Genomic DNA, 16,484 nt, shown 5'->3' with positions numbered 1-16,484 from the left:
GATCCTGAGCGACGTCAGGCCACCGGCGTGCTCGGGCCCACGTCGCGGCGGCGCAACAGGATGGTCAACGCCACGAGGACGACCAGCAGGGCCGCCATCGCGTACACCGGGGCCGGACCGAGCGGTGCGAGCAGTGCCAGCAGCGCGACGACCGGGAAGGCGACGACCACCGCGCCGTGCTGCTGGCGGCGCACGTGCAGCATCCAGACCGTGAGCAGGAAGACGGCGATCGGGACGGCCACCGCGTACCCGGCGACCCTTCCCGAGATGTGCGCGAGGTGCCGCTCGTGGTCCACCGACACGCTCAGACCCGCGCCGACCGCGGCTACCGCCGCGAAGATCAGGTAGTGGCCGTAGCCCCAGACCAGCGTGTACGGCATACGGTCGGGCGCGTCGATGGGCCGGTCGAAGTAGAGCCACCACAGGGCGAACACGATCACGGCGGCCGCCGCCGCGAGCGACCAGAGGTGACGGTCACCGGCGTCCACTCCGGTCTGGATGGCCACCGACGTGGCAAGCACCACGTCACCGAGCACGATCAGGGTGAACAGCCCGTACCGTTCGGTGATGTGTCGCGGATGCCAGGGGGTCATGCCCGGGCGCTCGGCCACCGCCGGCACCAGCAGGTCGGCCACGACCAGCAGCAGCAACGCCGCGGTCCCCCACGCCTGCGGCAGGGCCAGTCGGAGCAGCCAGCCGATCTGGACGACGGTGACGCCGATCGCGTACCGCCGGGCCGCCGGGCGGTGCGCCGGGTCACCGGCGGCGGCCCGGCACCACTGCACGACGAGCGCGATCCGCATCACCACGTAGCCGTACGTGATGACGCTGAAATCGCCGTCGTTGAACGCGCGAGGCACGCCGGCGGCGATGATCAACGCGCCGGCGATCTGCACCAGCGTCGCGATCCGGTAGAGGTCGTCGTCAGTGTCGTAGGCCGAGGCGAACCAGGTGAAGTTCATCCACGACCACCAGATCGCGAAGAAGACCAACAGGTACCTGGTCAGCGCGTGGCCGAGCTGATCCTCGGAGACGGCGTGGTGCAGGTTGGCGGCGGCCTGCGACACCGCCACCACGAAACACAGGTCGAAGAAGAGCTCCAGCGGCGTGGCCGAGCGGTGCGGCTCGTCGCGACGACGTGGCCGCATCGGCCGGTAGAACGGCCGCACCGACCGGGGCTGGGTCACCGAAACTCCTCAGACCGCCCGCCGGGTCAGCCGCGCCGACGGCCGTGGGTCAGCCCCTCCAACACCAGGGTCAGCCCCGCGCCGACCAGCCAGACGTCCTTGGCCAGCCCCGCGCCCTGCTGGGTCGGGCGGATGCTGCCGGGTTCGCGCATCCCCGGCGTCTTCAGGTAGAGCTGTACCAGGCCCGCGCCGAACGCGGTCAGACCGAGCCCGGCCAGGGGCGCCGGGACGAACGGCGCGATCAGCGCGGCCCCCAGGGCGATCTCCGAGTACGACAGCAGCTTGGCGAATCGCGCCGGCTCCAGTTGACCGAGCTGGGGCATGGCGGCGACCGCCATCCCGTGCAAGCCCTCTGCGGCGGTCCCCTCCAGAGTGCGCTTGCCCAGACCCGAGTTGAGGAAGTACGCGCCGATGCTGACCCGTAGCGGCAGGTGCGCGAATTTCATTGTCACTCCCGTTGGCCGTGGTCGAATGCGGCCCGCGTACCCCGCACCGCCCGCGATAACCCGCCGGGCCGGCTGGGCTGGCCGTGGTGGTCGCGGTAGGTTCGCCAGGGGCCCACCGCCGAGCCCGTGGCACACCCGCCCACCCGGCACGCGGCCCCGCCGCAGACCACCAGCAGGAGGCGCAGTGAGCCAGGAAGTCCGGGGAGTCATCTCCCGCAGCAAGGGCGCACCGGTCGAGGTCACCACCATCGTGGTGCCCGATCCCGGGCCCGGTGAGGCGATCGTCCGGATTCAGTCGTGCGGGGTTTGCCACACTGATCTGCACTACCGCGAGGGTGGCATCAACGACGACTACCCGTTCCTGCTCGGTCACGAGGCGGCGGGCATCGTCGAGCAGGTCGGCGAGGGCGTCACCGACGTCGCCCCGGGTGACTTCGTCGTCCTCAACTGGCGCGCGGTCTGCGGGGTCTGCCGCGCCTGCCGTCGCGGGCGCCCCTGGTACTGCTTCAACACCCACAACGCCACCCAGCGGATGACCCTCACCGACGGCACCGAACTCGCACCGGCTCTCGGCATCGGGGCGTTCGCCGAGAAGACCCTGGTGCACGCCGGGCAGTGCACCAAGGTCGACCCCGCGGCCCGACCCGCCGCCGTGGGCCTGCTGGGTTGCGGGGTGATGGCCGGGCTGGGTGCGGCGATGAACACCGGAAACGTCACCAGGGGCGACTCGGTCGCGGTGATCGGCTGCGGCGGCGTCGGGGACGCGGCGGTCGCCGGTGCGGTCCTCGCCGGCGCCACCACGATCGTCGCTGTGGACACCGACAGCCGCAAGCTCGACTGGGCCCGCAAGTTCGGCGCCACGCACACAGTGAACGCGTCCGAGACCGACCCGGTCGAGGCGATCCGTGCCGCCACCGGTGGCTTCGGCGCCGACGTGGTGATCGACGCGGTGGGCCGACCGGAGACGTGGAAGCAGGCGTTCTACGCCCGCGACCTGGCCGGCACCGTCGTGCTGGTCGGCGTACCGACCCCGCAGATGCAGATCGAGCTGCCGTTGCTGGACGTCTTCGGGCGCGGCGGGGCGCTGAAGTCCAGCTGGTACGGCGACTGCCTGCCCAGCCGGGACTTCCCGATGCTCACCGAGCTGTACCTGCAGGGCCGGCTCGACCTGGACGCGTTCGTCACCGAGGAGATCGCGCTCGACCAGGTCGAGAATGCCTTCGACCGGATGCACCACGGCGACGTGCTCCGCTCGGTGGTGGTGTTCCCGTGACCGCCCGCGTCGACCACGCGGTCACCTCGGGCACGTTCTCCCTCGACGGGCAGACCTTCGACGTGGACAACAACGTCTGGGTGATCGGTGACGACCGCGAGTGCGTCGTCCTGGACGCGCCCCACGACGTGGCCGCGATCCTCGCCCTGGTGGGCGACCGGCAGGTCCGGGCGATCCTGGCCACCCACGCCCACGACGATCACGTACGGGTGGCGCCCGAGCTGGCCGAGGCCACCGGCGCGCCGGTGCTGCTGCACGCCGCCGACCGGGTCCTCTGGGACATGGTCCACCCGCACCTGCCGCCCAACGGCGAAGTGCACGACGGGCAGATCATCAAGGTGGGCGGTACCACGCTGCAGGTGCTGCACACCCCCGGGCACAGCCCCGGGGCGTGCAGCTTCCACGTGCCGGAGTTGGGCGCGGTGTTCACCGGCGACACGCTCTTCGCCGGTGGTCCCGGCGCGACGGGCCGCTCGTACAGCGACTTCGACACCATCGTCCGGTCGATCCGCACCCGTCTGCTGACACTTCCCGCGGAGACGGTCGTGCACACCGGCCACGGCGACGACACGACGATCGGCGCGGAGGCACCGCACCTGCAGGAGTGGCTGGACCGCGGCCACTGAGCCCAGCACACCGGCCTGCTGGGCGCGGTCGACGGGCTCAGCGTTCGTCGGCCGCGCTCAGCACCGGTTTGACGTCCAGGATCGGGGTGCCGTCGAGGGCCTCCAGGTCGGCCACCTCGACGCGCAACCCGTCCACCGTCAGGACCCGCACCCGGTGCAGGCCGATCGGGTTGGGCCGGTGCGATGAGCGGGTGCTGAACACCCCGGTCTCCGGACGGTTCGCGTCGCCGCGTGGATGCACAGCGAGCACGTCGCGCCGGGCACGGTCCAGCCAGGTCAGCACCAGCAGCTCCGTGCCGACCCGCAGGTCACGCACGGCCCGCTCGATCTGTGGGTCGAAGACCAGCCACGCCGTCGGCGCGCCCTCGTCGCCCTGCCGTGGAGCGCTCCCCGCGTCGGTCAGCGGCGAGGCGACCCGGCCGACCGGGTGCAGCAGGTAGCCATCGTCACTCGCTGCCTGGACCATCGGCGCTCCCTCCTGGACGTTCCAACCTAACCCGACCGCGACGCTAGGATCCCGCTCATGGCCGCCGACTCGCCCGTCCCCGCCGTCCGTCAGTTGCGCCTCGTGGTGGAGGCCGCCGACCACGAGGCCGCCGTCGCGTTCTTCCGCGACGCGCTGGGCCTGCCGGAGGAGGCGGCGTTCAGCGGCGAGGGGGATGCGCGGGTGGTGATCCTGGACGCCGGCCGCGCCACGCTGGAGATCGCCAACCCGGCGCAGAAACGCCTGATCGACGAGGTTGAGGTGGGCCGGCAGGTCGCGCCGCGCATCCGGGTGGCCTTCGAGGTGGACGACACGGAGGCGACGACCGCCCGACTGGTGGCCGCCGGGGCGGGCGAGATCGCGCCGCCGACGCGTACGCCGTGGCAGTCACTCAATTCCCGCCTCGACGCGCCCGCCGGGCTTCAGATCACCATCTTCCAGGAACTCCTCGGGCCGAACGAGGGCGTCGGGACGCGCGATGCGGGGCCCGCTGCCTGACCCACCGTGCTGGCCTCGACGCTCACTCACCGTAGCGAAAAACCGCCAGCTGCCTGCCTCCCCAACATCCCGCACGGCCCTTTGCTCTGCTTACCTATCTGCACCACGTCGCGTCAGCTGCGCATACGCCCTTTTCGCCAGCTACCGCGGTCCGTCCTCGTGGTCACGAAACGTGACCGGTGCGTATAGGTAAGCAGAGCAAAGGCTGACGTTCGCACATCGCTCTCGCGCTCCGAAAACACCCTGTGTCACGGCCGTCCGGTCTGATGCCGGCGGGGCCCCGGTGTCCGACTCTGCGCGTGACCAGGGCCGCAGCCAGCCGGGGTTCGGGCAATTCCGGAATGCCCGACACGTGAACCCGGTTGTGTCCCCCGTACCGCCGGAGCCCAAACCCTTTTCCGCGGTCATCTCCCGAGGAGTGTTCACCCCGGAGCGCTCCGCACGATCGAAAGGGCAACCATCGTGAAGGTCGACTTCACTCGATGGCTCCCCGCCATCGCTAAGGACTCGTACCGCAAGACCGCGCTGAGCGTGGCGGGTGTGGCTGCTCTCGGTGGTCTGGCCCTCGCGCCGACCGCGGTCGCCGCACCGGTCACCTCCGGACCGCACCAGGGTGCCGTCGCCGCCATCGACCGCGCCACCGGAAAGGCCGCCACCACGGCCCGCCAGGACGACCAGCCCGTCGAGTCGGGCCTCACCACCGGCTCCGCGACCGGCAAGCCGCCGGCCGGCAAGCCGAGCCGAGCCCAACTGATCCCGCACGGCATCGAGGGCGCACAGTCGCGCGTACCGCTCGACGACGCGCAGTTGGCCAACGCCCGGGCCATCGTCGACGCCGCCAAGAAGACCGGCGTCGGTGACCGGGGCGCGGTGATCGGCGTCGCCACCTCGTTGCAGGAGTCGAAGCTGTACAACCTCGGCCACCTCGGCGCGTACAACGACCACGATTCGCAGGGCCTGTTCCAGCAGCGTCCGTCGTCCGGTTGGGGCACGCCCGACCAGATCACCGACCCGGAGTACGCCGCCACGGCGTTCTTCACCGCACTCAAGAACGTCGGCGGCTGGCAGGACCTGCCGCTGACCGCCGCCGCGCAGACCGTGCAGGTCTCCGCCTTCCCCTACGCGTACGCGCAGTGGGAGGAGCAGGCGGCGGACATCGTCCAGCAGATGTGGTGACACCCGCACACGAGGCCGGCCGGCTCCCTTCGACGGGAGCCGGCCGGTTCTGTGTGTCCGCTCAGCAGGCCGGGTAGAGGCGGCGGGTGCCGACCCCGGCCGCGTACGCGTCCCGGTCGCTGAACCGGCAGCCGTAGTCGGGTCGGGCCACCACCGCCGGGTCGGTCACGGTGTCGCCGGCCGGGCGCTTGCCGGTGCGTACCCAGGAGACCAGGTCGTCCCAGGCGGTGCCGGCCTCCGCCGGGGTGAACTCACAGTGCTGCGTCGCCCGGATAGCCCGTTGAACCACCAGCCTGCTGCGACCGTTGCGCGCCACGTCGGTGGCGTACGCCTGCTCCATGCTGAACGGTACGAACAGGTCACCGAGACCGTGCAGGCTGAGTACCGGCGCGGTCGGGCGGCCGGCGATGCGCGGCACCTCGGTCAGCGTCGGCAGCAGCCGCTGCCGCAGGTTCTCCGGGGCGACCCGCTGCACCGTCGCGTTGACGTTCACCGGGCTGTTCGGGGTGTAGCGGGTGAGCAGGTTGGTGGACAGCTGGCCGGGCCGCTGGGCGGGGGAGTTGCCGCTCCCGGTGGGCACGCTGATCGAGAAGAGGAAGTCCTTCCAGACCGCGAACGCCGCGTCGGCGCCGGGACGCGGCCCGCCGGAACGGTTCACCGTGATCGCCCGCAGCTGCTTGCCCCGGTCCGTTGTGGTGTCCGGCCCGGTGGGGGTCAGCCCGGCCAGACCGAGCGCCACCTGGATGCGGGGCACCGCGTTGGTCAGATAGTCGGCCGGCGTGGGATACGCCGGCACCCCGGAAAGTGTCTGCGCGACCAGGTTGTAGTCCAGGTAGAAGTCGAGCAGCGTCTGATCACCGAGCACACCGCACATCGGCAACGCGCCGTCGTAGAAGCCGGGGTACTGCTCCAGTGAACGACCGATGACGTACCCACCCATCGACACCCCGGCGACGTAGGTGTGCTGCGGTCGGCGGACCGTCTGCCCGAAGTGGTCGGCGAGATCCTTCGTCCCCAGCACCCCGGAGCGGATGTCGAAGCCGTTCCGGTCGTACGAGGACGACGCCCACGCGTACCCCTGCTCCAGCAGGCGCTGGCGCAGCCCGAAGGCTGGCGGTTCCGGCGAGAGCACAGTGCCCTGGCCGCGGTAGCCGTGCGCCCACAACACCAGGTCGCCGTTCCACCGGGCGGGGACCTCGATGATGTACCCGGCGTGGCGGTGCACGCCCTGGCGTACCGTCGTCGGCCGGCCGCCCACCACCAGCGGCGCCAACGCCGGATTCTCGATGGTGTAGCCGGGCAGTGGCTCTCCGCCCCTCGCGTCGCGACCGGTGGCGCTGGCCGGCGCCGCACCGGCCAACCCGAATGCGAGGGTCAGCGTCGCGGCGGCGGCGAGCAGACGGCGGAGGTGACGAACGGGTGTGGACAGCATCGATGCTCCCCATCGGGCGGTTGTCGCCCGGGGGCGACCAGCGGGACGGTTGCCTACCGGTCGGTAGCGTCCTGAACCTAGAACCGCCGTCGACCAGTGTCAATGGGTGCGCTGATCCGCCGGTCAACACGACGATCCAGCCCTACCCGGTCGTTCAGGCCGGTGGGCCGATCGGGTTGACTGGTCGCCGTGGACGAGTCGATCTGGGAGGCGGCCAGAGCGTCACGCGGCTGGCTTGACGCGGCGAACGGCACCGGGCAGACCGAACTGACCTGCCGCATCCTCAAGCTCACCGAGGAGGCGGGGGAGGCTTCGGCTGCCTGGATCGGGTTGCTCGGGCAGAATCCGCGCAAGGGTGTCACCCACACCCGCGAGGACGTCGCGGCGGAGTTGGCTGACGTCGCCTTCACCGCGCTGGTGGCCATCGAAAGCCTCGGGCTGGACGCGCAGACGGCTCTGGACGCCTGCGCCACAAAGGTGCGCTCCCGCCTGACGGGGCAGTAAACCGCCCTGACGTCCGGGATGCCCCGACTTCCGTGAGCCCGAGTGGATCACGTGGTTGACCGGTGCTCCGACGCCGCAGGCCCGGTGCCGTGTGGGCGTTGTGTCCGTTTCTGGGGTGTGGCCGGGTGCACTCCCGGGCCGGAATCATGGCCGGGCCGGGGCCGTTACACACTCTGACGATCGCAGCACCACCGACCCGCCGCCCGGCCCCTGCGGGCTGGTCACGCAGGTCGGAATGACAGCCTCCACCCGGTCGTTACACATGGACCCGGCGCCACGAGCCCCCGCTCGGCAGGTCGCCGACTCCGACGCCCGATCAGGTGGCGTCACCCCCTCAGACTTTCCCCTTTGTTTGTGCAGCGCCGGACGAGGTGCTCACACCCGTAACTGCCGTTCCCCTTTGGCGGTGCGGGTGTCCTACCCCCGAAGGAGCTACCCCCATGAACACGATCATGCGTAAGAGCGTCCTGTCCGTTGCTGGTCTCGCGTTCGCCGGTGGTGTCTTCGCCGGCCCCATCGCGCACGTGGCCAACCCCGTCGACGCCAAGCCCGTCGCGGTTGCGGTGCAGGCCGACAAGCCCGACACCAGCAAGTTGATCCCGCACGGCACCCAGGGCGACCAGTCCCGGATCACCCTCGACGACGAGCAGACCGCCAACGTGAAGGCGATCATCGCCGCCACGAAGAAGGCCGGTCTGCCGGAGCGGGCCGCGGTCATCTCGATCGCGACGAGCCTGCAGGAGTCGAAGCTGGAGAACCTGGGCCACCTGGGCGACATGAACGATCACGACTCGCTGGGCCTGTTCCAGCAGCGTCCGTCCAGTGGTTGGGGTACGCCGGAGCAGATCACCGATCCTGAGTACTCGACGACGGCGTTCCTGAAGGGTCTGAAGCAGGTTGACGGGTGGCAGGACATGGCGCTGACCGACGCCGCGCAGACCGTGCAGGTGTCGGCTTACCCGGACGCCTACGCCCAGTGGGAGCAGCAGGCCGCCGACCTGGTCGGCCAGTACTGGAACAGCTGACCCGCGTCGCGGCACACAGCACGACAGCATCGGCCGCTGGCCGGCACCCGCAACCGGGGTGCCGGCCAGCGGCCTTTCTGCTGCCGCCAGGCGGACGACGACCTGTACCGGATCAGTGCCCCGGCCGGCTCGGGTGTGGCGGGCCGACCGGCGGTGCGGGGGGAGACCGTGCGGCTCGACCTCGTGGAGTCCGGTACGCGCGGGCCACGGGCGGTGCGGGTGTTGCTCAACGAGCGGGTCGCCTGGCGTGTCCACCTCGTTGGCGGGGTGAGCAGTCAGGTGTTGGACCTGACCCGGGCCCGTCTGCTGGGCGTGGAAATCGCCGGAGGCTCCAGCCGTACCGAGATTCTCCTGCCGCCGATCACCGCCGGCGGTCCCGGTAACCCGACCGGCCCGCGTTCCGACCAGCCCGCCAGCATCCTGACCGTACGGCTCACCGGTGGGACCAGCCAGCTCGACGTCCGGATCCCGGGGGAGACTCCGGTACGGTTCGGGCGGGAGCCGGAGCCGGCTCGGTGGTGGTACGCGACGACCGCTGGGACGGGGTGGCCGCGGGCTCGGTGCTGGGTACGCCGGGTTGGGACCGGTCGCCGGAGCGCCTGTACCTGGACCTGGTCGCCGGTGCCAACAGCGTGCTGGTCTCCTCCAGCAACCGGTGAACCAAGGCCCGGGCCAGCGCACGCCGGGCCAGCCAACCACGGGCTGGTGAACCGCGCTCGCCCTGGCTGGAAGCGCCGCGGTCGCGAGCCGGCGTGCGCGTACAGTCGGGCGGTGGAGCGTACTGAATCAATGCTGGCGCAGACCCGACCGCCTGGCGTGGCCGACGTTGATCCCGGCAGTGTGTTGTTGCCCGGCCACGACGTGCCGTTGGGCCGGTACACCACAGTGCGGCGGCTGCTTCCGCAGCGCGCGCGCCGGATGGTCGGCGCGTGGTGTTTCGTGGATCATTTCGGCCCGGACGATGTGGCGCAGCGGCCCGGTATGGAGGTGCCGCCGCACCCGCACACCGGGCTGCAGACGGTGACCTGGCTGCTCGACGGCGAGATTCTGCACCGGGACAGCCTCGGCAACGTGCAGCCGATCGTGCCCGGCCAACTGAATGTGATGACCTCCGGGAACGGTATCGCCCACTCCGAGCGCTCGCCGGCCACCCATCCGCCGGTGATGCACGGTGTGCAGCTCTGGGTGGCTCTGCCGGATCCGGCGCGGGCCGGAGCGGCCGACTTCGCGCACCACGCCGACCTGCCGCGCTGGCGGGACGGCGATCTGGACGGCACGGTGCTGGTCGGCGAGTTCGCCGGGGAGCGGTCACCGGCGGTGGTGCACACCCCGTTGGTGGGGGTGCAGCTGGAGTTGAGCGGTGAGGCGCCGGCGACGATGGCGTTGCGGCCCGATTTCGAGTACGCCGTGCTGGCAATGTCCGGGTCCGCGGAGGCGGCCGGGGTCGGGTTCGAGCCGGGGGCGCTGCTGTATCTGGGCTCGGGCCGCCGGGAGCTGACGGTGCGGGGCGGGGCCGGGGCCCGGTTGCTGCTGCTGGGCGGTACGCCGTTCGAGGAGCCGTTGGTGATGTGGTGGAACTTCGTGGGTCGGTCCCACGAGGAGATCGCCGCCGCCCGGGAAGACTGGATGGCCGGTGACGGGCGCTTCGGTGTGGTCGCCGACGACTCGGCGCCGCCGCTGCCGGCGCCCGCCCTGCCCACGACCCGCCTGAAGGCCCGCGACCGCACGGGTGGCCTGCACGGCTGACGCCCCCGCATCTCGTCGATCTTGCAGTTTTGGTCCCCGGAATGCGGAATCTGCGGGCTTTTGTCGCGACAGAAACTGCAAGATCGCCGGGCCGCGCCGCGCCGGGCCGGGCCGCGCCGGGCCGCGCCGGGCCGGGCGCGCCGTAGGTGACCGGTCGGCCGTGACGTGCCCTGGCCCACACTTCCCCAAATTCTGACCAAACGGAGGATGTTCTGCCGTATGGTTGGACCCGGCAGTGCTGGCCGCTCGGTTCGAGCGAGCCTCCACCGCCTGGTGACCGCGACCGGTTCGGATGCGGTTCACCGCCTGGGCAGGCTTGCGTGGCGCCCTGGGTCGCGGTTCGTGACCAGGGGCGCCCGCCTGTCCCGGGCTCTTCGGTCGGCCCCGCCCCGTGTCGCGCTCCCGGGGGACTGAGCGGCCCGGAGCGTCACCAGCCGTCATCCCGCCAGACCCGCCAGCAGGTTCACCGTCACGGCGATGATGAACGCGCCGAACAGGTACGACACCATCGAGTGGCGCAGCACCGTACGACGCATCTCGTTGCTGGTCAGGTTGGTGTCCGAGATCTGGAACGTCGTCCCGACGGTGAACGCGACGTACGCGAAGTCGGAGTAGCACGGCGGCTCGGGCTGGTTGAAGTTCACCCCGCCGTCCGGGCCGGTGTAGTAGATCCGGGCGTACCGGGCGGCGAACACGGTGTGGACCACGAACCAGGAGAGCACCACGCTGAGGACGCCCAGGCCGCTGTGCAGCTCCCGGGTCGGCCCGGGGGGCGCGCTCTGCGCGCTGGCCACGACCAACCCGACGGCCAGCAGGCTGGCCAGGCAGGCGACGAGCAACAGGGCGTCCCGGATCGCCCGGTTCGGGTCCTCGTGGACGGCCAGCTGGGCGGTCCGCAGGGCGTCCATCGGCCAGATTTTGTGCCAGACCAGCACGAGCCAGCTCAGCGCGCCCACGTCCCAGCCGGCCAGCGCGGCGAGCGGCAGGGGAAGCAGCAGCGCGAAGACGCAGCCGGCGACGACGCCGGCCACCGCCACGACGGCGAGCTGCTTCGCAGCCGGGAAACGCACGTCGGCTGGCCGGTCGGGGCCGGTCTGGGTCATTCGGGACGCTCCCGGGTCGGGGTGGTGGGCGTCACCGCCGGGTCAGATGCCGCGCAGGTGCTGCGAGACCCGGTTGTGCTTCTTGTCCCGGGCCTGCTCGGCCCGCTGGGCGGGGCCGACCTCGGGCGCGGCCTCGATCCCGGCCGACCGGGCCACCTCGGTCCCGTTGGCGTAGTCGACCGGCGGCAGGGCGCGCAGCGCCTTCAGCACGTCCGGCGGGGCACCCTCCCGCTCGGCCTCGCGGACCACGTCGTTCTTCTCGGCCGGGTAGTCCAGGCTCGACAGGTACTGCAGGACGTCGGCGTAGCTCGCCATGGCGTGGGCTCCCTCGGGCATCGATGTGGTGACGACCGGCGGCGGTTACCCGCCCGCCGGCCGGTCACGCCCGCCCGGCGCAGGAAACCCGGTGCCGTTTCTCCTCGGCGCCTGCGGGTACCCGCAGGCGCCGACGCGAGCCAAGGGAGTACGCGATGAACTACGACACCTTCATCGACCAGGTTTCCCAGCGCACCACGACGTCGTCCGAGCGGGCGGTCGAGCTGACCCGGGCCGTGTTGGAGACGTTCGCTGAGCGGTTGACCGGCGGTGAGAATCTGGACCTGGCCGCTCAGCTGCCGCAGCCGTTGCAACTGGTGCTCAAGCCGAGCCCTAGTACCGAGCAGGCTGACCGGTTCGGTGCGGCCGAGTTCGTCGCCCGGGTCGCTCTGCGCGCCGGGGTGGACGAGCCGGCCGCCCGGGACGCCAGTCGGGCGGTCTTCACCACACTGCGGGAGGCGATCACCGGCGGTGAGTTCGACGACGTGGCGACGCAACTCCCGCGTGACTATCGGGGCCTGGTCGAGCAGGCGATGGCCCCGGGGGCGACGCTTCGCCGCGGTTGACAGTGCTCGTACCGGGCGTACACAGCGGTTTACCAGGGCAACCATCGATGTCCCGCTTGGCGTCGCGATTCCACCTGGCCTAACCTTGTCGTGCGAGGGGAGTACTTCCTACGAACCATTCCGGTCAGTACGGCGCGCCCGGCGCGCCTCGGGTGGTTGCCCACCAGGTGGTGGGTGAAGGAGACCTCGAACATGACGGTGTTCGAGGAGACCCAACATGGATCATGTGTCGTATCTGTCCGCCGCCAGTGACCTGTCGTCGGTGGGCACTCCCACGCTGTGGGCGGTCACCATCATCGGGGTCCTCCTGCTGTTGGTGCTGGACTTCCTGGTCACCCGCCGCCCGCACGAGGTGTCCATGCGGGAGGCCATCGGCTGGTCGGCGTTCTACATAGCGCTGCCGCTGGCGTTCGGCGCCTGGATCTGGGCCCGCTTCGGCTCCCAGCAGGGCGTCGAATACCTGACCGGTTACCTGGTGGAGAAGTCGCTCTCGGTCGACAACCTCTTCGTCTTCATGTTGCTGCTGGCGGCGTTCGCGGTGCCGGCGGTGCTCGCCCAGCGGGTGCTGCTCTACGGCATCGCCGGTGCGCTGGTGCTGCGGGCCGTCTTCATCGCCCTCGGCGCGGCGGCGTTGCAGACCCTCGACTTCGCCTTCCTGCTCTTCGCGATCATCCTGATCGCCACCGCGGTGAAGCTGCTGCGCGATGCCATGTCCGGGCATCAGCAGGAGGTCGACATCAACAAGATGCGTTCGGTGAAGCTGCTGCGCAAGGTCATGCCGGTGGTCGACGACTACCACGGCACCAAGATGACCGTCCGGCAGGGCGCGAAGCGCGCACTCACGCCGTTCGCCCTCGTGGTGGTCGCGGTCCTGGCCACCGACATCGTCTTCGCTGTCGACTCGGTGCCGGCCGTCTACGGCATCACCGAGGACCCGTACCTGGTGTTCGCCACCAACGCGTTCGCCCTGCTCGGTCTGCGGGCGCTCTACTTCGTCCTGCACGCGGCGCTGAGCCGGCTGGTGCACCTCAGCTACGGCCTGGCCATCATCCTGGCGTTCATCGGCCTCAAGCTGGGTCTGCACTGGGCGCACGGCATCTGGGACAGCGTGCCGCAGATCCCCACCCTGGCCTCGCTCGGCGTGATCATCGGTGTGCTGGTGGTGGTCACGATGACCAGCCTGCGCGCCACCCGGGGTGGCGACCTGCCCGAGGACCGCGAGGTCGTCGCGGAGCGGCACTGACCGCGCCGCGCCGGCTCACGACGGGGTACGCGGGAAAGCTCCCGCCCCACCGGCGTGGGTGGTACGACTGTGCAATGGGAATCGTGTCACCGGGCTTTCAGGGTCGGCCCCGAACGCAGGAGCCGGCCCTGCCACCCGGTCAGTATCTGACCGAGGACTTTCCGGTGCTCTCGGCCGGTCCGACGCCCCGGGTGTCACTGGACACCTGGGAGTTCGTCATCTCCGCCGAGAACGGCAGCGACCACCGGTGGTCGTGGCAGGAGTTGATGGCCCTGCCGCAGGAGACGCCGACTGTCGACATCCACTGCGTCACGCGCTGGTCCAAGCTCGGCACCAACTGGAAGGGCGTCTCACTGGACACGCTGCTCGCCGGCGTGGACACGGGGGCGCACTTCGCGCTGGCGCACTCCTACGGCGGGTACACCACCAACCTGCCGCTCGACGACCTGCGCGGCGGTCAGGCCTGGGTGGTGCACACCTTCGACGGCGCCCCGCTGCCCGCTGAGCACGGCGGGCCGGCGCGACTGCTGGTGCCGCACCTGTACTTCTGGAAGTCCGCCAAGTGGGTGCGCGGCCTCCGACTCAAGACGATGGACGAGCCAGGGTTCTGGGAGACCGCCGGGTACCACGACTACGGCGACCCGTGGCGCGAACAGCGGTACCAGGGTGACTGAGCGCGCGGTGGCGACGAGCACCCAGCGCCGGACCCCCAACCGTTGGCAGGTGGGCCGGCTGGTGGAGCGCCGGGTGGAGACACCGTCCGCGCAGACCCTGGTGCTGGAGGTGCCGGACTGGCCGGGGCACCTGCCGGGGCAGCACGTCGACCTGCGGCTCACCGCTCCGGACGGTTACCAGGCGGCACGGTCGTACTCGATCGCCGGGCCGGCCGTGGACGGGCCGGGAGGACCGCGCATCGAGGTGACAGTGCAGCGGGTGCACGACGGCGAGGTGTCGCCGTACCTCATCGATGTCTTTGGGAACGGCGACCCGATCGAGGTCCGCGGACCGCTCGGCGGCTGGTTCATCTGGCGACCCGAGGAGACCGCGCCGGTGCAACTGGTCGCCGGCGGCTCCGGCGTCGTGCCGCTGATGGCGATGATCCGGGCGCGGCGGGCGGTGGGCAGCAAGGCGCCGTTCCGGCTGATCTACTCGGTGCGCACCCCGGGTGACGTGATCTACGCCGACGAGCTGCGCCGCCGGGTCCGCGACGACTTCGGCCTCGACGTCGCGTACGTCTACACCCGGGAGGCGCCCGAGGGTTGGCGCGGCGAGCCGCACCGGATCGGGCTGGCCGACGTCAACACGCACGGGTGGCCACCGGACCTGGAACCACTCACCTACGTCTGTGGCCCGACCGCGTTCGTGGAGACCGTGGCCGACCTGCTGGTGGGGCTGGGTCACCCGTCGCGTCGGGTCAAGACCGAACGGTTCGGCCCCACCGGCTGACCACCGCTCACTCACGCAGTGTCGAGGAGATTCGATGACCGAGATGTCGTACCTGGACGGCAACATGCTCGACGGCCCGATGCGTGAGCTGTTCACCGTCGACCTGAGCAGCGCGATGGGCCGCTGTGAGAACTGCGGGACGACCGGTTCGATGGCCAGCCTGCACGTCTACTCGAACGCCCCGGGCCTCGTCGCCCGCTGCCCCTCCTGCGAGGAGGTGATGGTGCGCCTGGTGCGCGGGCCGGACCGTGCCTGGCTGGACATGCGCGGCACCACCTTCCTCCAGGTGCCGATGCCGATGGAACAGACGTTCCCCGGCCCGCTCTGACGGAACGCTCGCCCGGCTGAGGCAGGATGGCCGGATGAGCACCGGTCGATGGCGTGGTGTGCCGCTCGCGGTCCGGTGCGTGGTGGCTGTCGCCGTGCTGGTCTTCGCCTACGGCACCGCTGTGCACGTGGTGCAGTTGGTCCTGCCCCAGTTCGGGCCGCAGCTCGCACTGCCCGGGTGGCTGACGTTCTACTTCACGTCCCTGACGCTGTGGGATCCGTTGGCGGCACTGCTGTTGGCCGCTCGCCGGGTGCAGGGGCTCGTGCTGGGCTGCGCGGTGCTGGTGACCGACGCGGCCGCGAACGGGTACGCCAACTACGTGCTGGACCCGGCGACCGGTGTCACCCCGGGCCGGATCGGGCAGGCCGTCATCACCGCCCTCGCCGTCGGTCTCGTCGCGCTCAGTCCCTGGCTGGCGCCGTGGTTCGCGCGACGAGCGACCGTTCAGTAGCGGAGGAGGTCGTAGGCACGGGCGAGGTCGTCGGCCCACGGCGAGTCGTAGTCACGTTCCCACGCGCGGAGCAGACGGTCGCGGGTCGCCGCGCGGCGCGGATACCTGGCGAACGCCTCCCGTACGCCGGCCAGGGCCGTCGTCAGCTCGTTCTCCACCGGCCGATTCTCTCATCGACGACTCACTGGGCGGTGCCCGCGAGCAGCCACCGCCGGACGGGAATCTCCAGCAGTACCCGCTCGCCGTCCGGGCCGACCTGCCGGCCGACGGCCCAGCCGTCGTACTTGCCCGCGAACGCCTCGACGACCGTGCCCGGGAATCCACTTCGGTGCAGGTGGGCGGCGCCCTCCGCCACCACCGGAGCGTTGCCGCTTTCCAGAGCCAGGGACACCCGTGGGTCGGCCAGGACATTGCGGGCCTTGACGCTGCGGCTCCCGCAACCGACCCAGAACGTCGCGGAGAGGTAGACGAACCAGACGGGCGTGAGGTGCGGGGACCCGTCGCGTCGGACCGTGCACAGCCAGATGTTCAGCTCCCGTGACAGTCGTTCCTCGACGTCGGCTGAAGGGGGCGAGGGGGTTCGGTTCATCGGGCAAGTGGATCACGAGCCTGCCTGTGCCGGCGGTGGCCGTCGA

22 protein-coding genes are annotated in these 16,484 nt (G+C 70.9%); 14 read left to right on the top strand and 8 right to left on the bottom strand.

What is annotated here, in order from left to right:
- Positions 1 to 14: 14 nt before the first annotated feature.
- Positions 15 to 1,187 carry a low temperature requirement protein A gene (locus ABZU43_RS25865; protein ID WP_355009056.1) on the bottom strand — a complete coding sequence of 391 codons (1,173 nt, stop codon included), beginning with the start codon at positions 1,185 to 1,187 and terminating at the stop codon, positions 15 to 17.
- A 26-nt stretch (positions 1,188 to 1,213) separates the two neighbouring features.
- Positions 1,214 to 1,633: a hypothetical protein gene (locus ABZU43_RS25860; protein WP_355009055.1), complete on the bottom strand. Its 420-nt coding sequence runs from the start codon at positions 1,631 to 1,633 to the stop codon at positions 1,214 to 1,216.
- Positions 1,634 to 1,817: 184 nt separating this feature from the next.
- On the opposite strand from ABZU43_RS25860, the gene ABZU43_RS25855 reads away from it, so the two are divergent.
- Together ABZU43_RS25855 and ABZU43_RS25850 are read left to right on the top strand one after the other, a co-directional pair.
- Positions 1,818 to 2,906 carry an S-(hydroxymethyl)mycothiol dehydrogenase gene (locus ABZU43_RS25855; RefSeq protein WP_203117359.1) on the top strand — a complete coding sequence of 363 codons (1,089 nt, stop codon included), beginning with the start codon at positions 1,818 to 1,820 and terminating at the stop codon, positions 2,904 to 2,906.
- A complete protein-coding gene (locus ABZU43_RS25850; RefSeq protein ID WP_355009054.1) occupies positions 2,903 to 3,532 on the top strand; it encodes an MBL fold metallo-hydrolase in 630 nt (209 codons plus the stop codon). Before ABZU43_RS25855 ends, ABZU43_RS25850 begins: the two co-directional genes overlap by 4 nt.
- A 37-nt stretch (positions 3,533 to 3,569) precedes the next feature.
- On the opposite strand, the gene tsaA is transcribed toward ABZU43_RS25850, so the two are convergent.
- Positions 3,570 to 3,998, bottom strand: a complete 429-nt coding sequence (gene tsaA, locus ABZU43_RS25845; protein WP_355009053.1) for a tRNA (N6-threonylcarbamoyladenosine(37)-N6)-methyltransferase TrmO — start codon at positions 3,996 to 3,998, stop codon at positions 3,570 to 3,572.
- Positions 3,999 to 4,055: 57 nt separating this feature from the next.
- Between tsaA and ABZU43_RS25840 the strand changes: the two genes are divergently transcribed.
- Together ABZU43_RS25840 and ABZU43_RS25835 are read left to right on the top strand one after the other, a co-directional pair.
- Complete coding sequence (locus ABZU43_RS25840) at positions 4,056 to 4,514, top strand: VOC family protein (RefSeq protein ID WP_355009052.1); 459 nt, start codon at positions 4,056 to 4,058, stop codon at positions 4,512 to 4,514.
- A gap of 462 nt (positions 4,515 to 4,976) precedes the next feature.
- Positions 4,977 to 5,690, top strand: a complete 714-nt coding sequence (locus tag ABZU43_RS25835; RefSeq protein WP_355009051.1) for a hypothetical protein — start codon at positions 4,977 to 4,979, stop codon at positions 5,688 to 5,690.
- Positions 5,691 to 5,751: 61 nt separating this feature from the next.
- Here ABZU43_RS25835 and ABZU43_RS25830 read toward each other — a convergent pair whose 3' ends face one another.
- Positions 5,752 to 7,122 (bottom strand): hypothetical protein, encoded by a 1,371-nt coding sequence (locus ABZU43_RS25830; protein WP_355009050.1) that lies wholly within the window; start codon positions 7,120 to 7,122, stop codon positions 5,752 to 5,754.
- Positions 7,123 to 7,311: 189 nt separating this feature from the next.
- Here ABZU43_RS25830 and ABZU43_RS25825 point away from each other — a divergent pair, with 189 nt between their 5' ends.
- From ABZU43_RS25825 to ABZU43_RS25810, 4 genes are all read left to right on the top strand, one after another.
- Positions 7,312 to 7,626 (top strand): MazG-like family protein, encoded by a 315-nt coding sequence (locus tag ABZU43_RS25825; RefSeq protein ID WP_355009049.1) that lies wholly within the window; start codon positions 7,312 to 7,314, stop codon positions 7,624 to 7,626.
- A gap of 440 nt (positions 7,627 to 8,066) precedes the next feature.
- Positions 8,067 to 8,651, top strand: coding sequence for a hypothetical protein (locus ABZU43_RS25820; protein WP_355009048.1), 585 nt, complete (start codon positions 8,067 to 8,069; stop codon positions 8,649 to 8,651).
- Between the two features lie 515 nt (positions 8,652 to 9,166).
- Complete coding sequence (locus ABZU43_RS25815; protein WP_355009047.1) at positions 9,167 to 9,310, top strand: hypothetical protein; 144 nt, start codon at positions 9,167 to 9,169, stop codon at positions 9,308 to 9,310.
- Between the two features lie 112 nt (positions 9,311 to 9,422).
- Complete coding sequence (locus tag ABZU43_RS25810) at positions 9,423 to 10,397, top strand: pirin family protein (protein WP_355009046.1); 975 nt, start codon at positions 9,423 to 9,425, stop codon at positions 10,395 to 10,397.
- 437 nt (positions 10,398 to 10,834) lie between these two features.
- On the opposite strand, the gene ABZU43_RS25805 is transcribed toward ABZU43_RS25810, so the two are convergent.
- Entirely contained in the window at positions 10,835 to 11,500 is a 666-nt protein-coding gene (locus tag ABZU43_RS25805) for a DUF1345 domain-containing protein (protein WP_355009045.1), read from the bottom strand.
- Between the two features lie 42 nt (positions 11,501 to 11,542).
- Positions 11,543 to 11,815, bottom strand: coding sequence for a DUF2795 domain-containing protein (locus tag ABZU43_RS25800; RefSeq protein WP_184186396.1), 273 nt, complete (start codon positions 11,813 to 11,815; stop codon positions 11,543 to 11,545).
- 155 nt (positions 11,816 to 11,970) lie between these two features.
- On the opposite strand from ABZU43_RS25800, the gene ABZU43_RS25795 reads away from it, so the two are divergent.
- The 6 genes from ABZU43_RS25795 to ABZU43_RS25770 all read left to right on the top strand — a co-directional run bounded on the left by ABZU43_RS25795 (position 11,971) and on the right by ABZU43_RS25770 (position 15,849).
- A complete protein-coding gene (locus ABZU43_RS25795; RefSeq protein WP_355009044.1) occupies positions 11,971 to 12,381 on the top strand; it encodes a DUF2267 domain-containing protein in 411 nt (136 codons plus the stop codon).
- A gap of 217 nt (positions 12,382 to 12,598) precedes the next feature.
- Entirely contained in the window at positions 12,599 to 13,624 is a 1,026-nt protein-coding gene (locus ABZU43_RS25790) for a TerC/Alx family metal homeostasis membrane protein (protein WP_355009043.1), read from the top strand.
- Positions 13,625 to 13,698: 74 nt separating this feature from the next.
- The gene (locus ABZU43_RS25785) at positions 13,699 to 14,298 is read left to right on the top strand and encodes a sulfite oxidase-like oxidoreductase (RefSeq protein WP_355009042.1); all 600 of its coding nucleotides are present in this window, start codon (positions 13,699 to 13,701) and stop codon (positions 14,296 to 14,298) included.
- A 7-nt stretch (positions 14,299 to 14,305) separates the two neighbouring features.
- A complete protein-coding gene (locus tag ABZU43_RS25780; RefSeq protein WP_355009140.1) occupies positions 14,306 to 15,070 on the top strand; it encodes a ferredoxin reductase in 765 nt (254 codons plus the stop codon).
- 34 nt (positions 15,071 to 15,104) lie between these two features.
- Entirely contained in the window at positions 15,105 to 15,398 is a 294-nt protein-coding gene (locus ABZU43_RS25775) for a DUF6510 family protein (protein ID WP_355009041.1), read from the top strand.
- A 34-nt stretch (positions 15,399 to 15,432) separates the two neighbouring features.
- Complete coding sequence (locus ABZU43_RS25770; RefSeq protein ID WP_355009040.1) at positions 15,433 to 15,849, top strand: hypothetical protein; 417 nt, start codon at positions 15,433 to 15,435, stop codon at positions 15,847 to 15,849.
- On the opposite strand, the gene ABZU43_RS25765 is transcribed toward ABZU43_RS25770, so the two are convergent.
- Both ABZU43_RS25765 and ABZU43_RS25760 read right to left on the bottom strand, forming a co-directional pair.
- Positions 15,843 to 16,007 carry a hypothetical protein gene (locus ABZU43_RS25765; RefSeq protein ID WP_355009039.1) on the bottom strand — a complete coding sequence of 55 codons (165 nt, stop codon included), beginning with the start codon at positions 16,005 to 16,007 and terminating at the stop codon, positions 15,843 to 15,845. The genes ABZU43_RS25770 and ABZU43_RS25765 overlap by 7 nt on opposite strands.
- A 23-nt stretch (positions 16,008 to 16,030) precedes the next feature.
- Positions 16,031 to 16,438, bottom strand: coding sequence for a pyridoxamine 5'-phosphate oxidase family protein (locus ABZU43_RS25760; RefSeq protein ID WP_355009038.1), 408 nt, complete (start codon positions 16,436 to 16,438; stop codon positions 16,031 to 16,033).
- Between the last annotated feature and the right edge of the window lie 46 nt (positions 16,439 to 16,484).

Origin of the sequence: Micromonospora sp. NPDC005205 (genome assembly GCF_040608275.1) — a bacterium.
GTDB lineage: Bacteria > Actinomycetota > Actinomycetes > Mycobacteriales > Micromonosporaceae > Micromonospora.
Note: the sequence above shows the minus strand (reverse complement) of the source record. Positions and strands in the feature narration are given on the sequence as shown.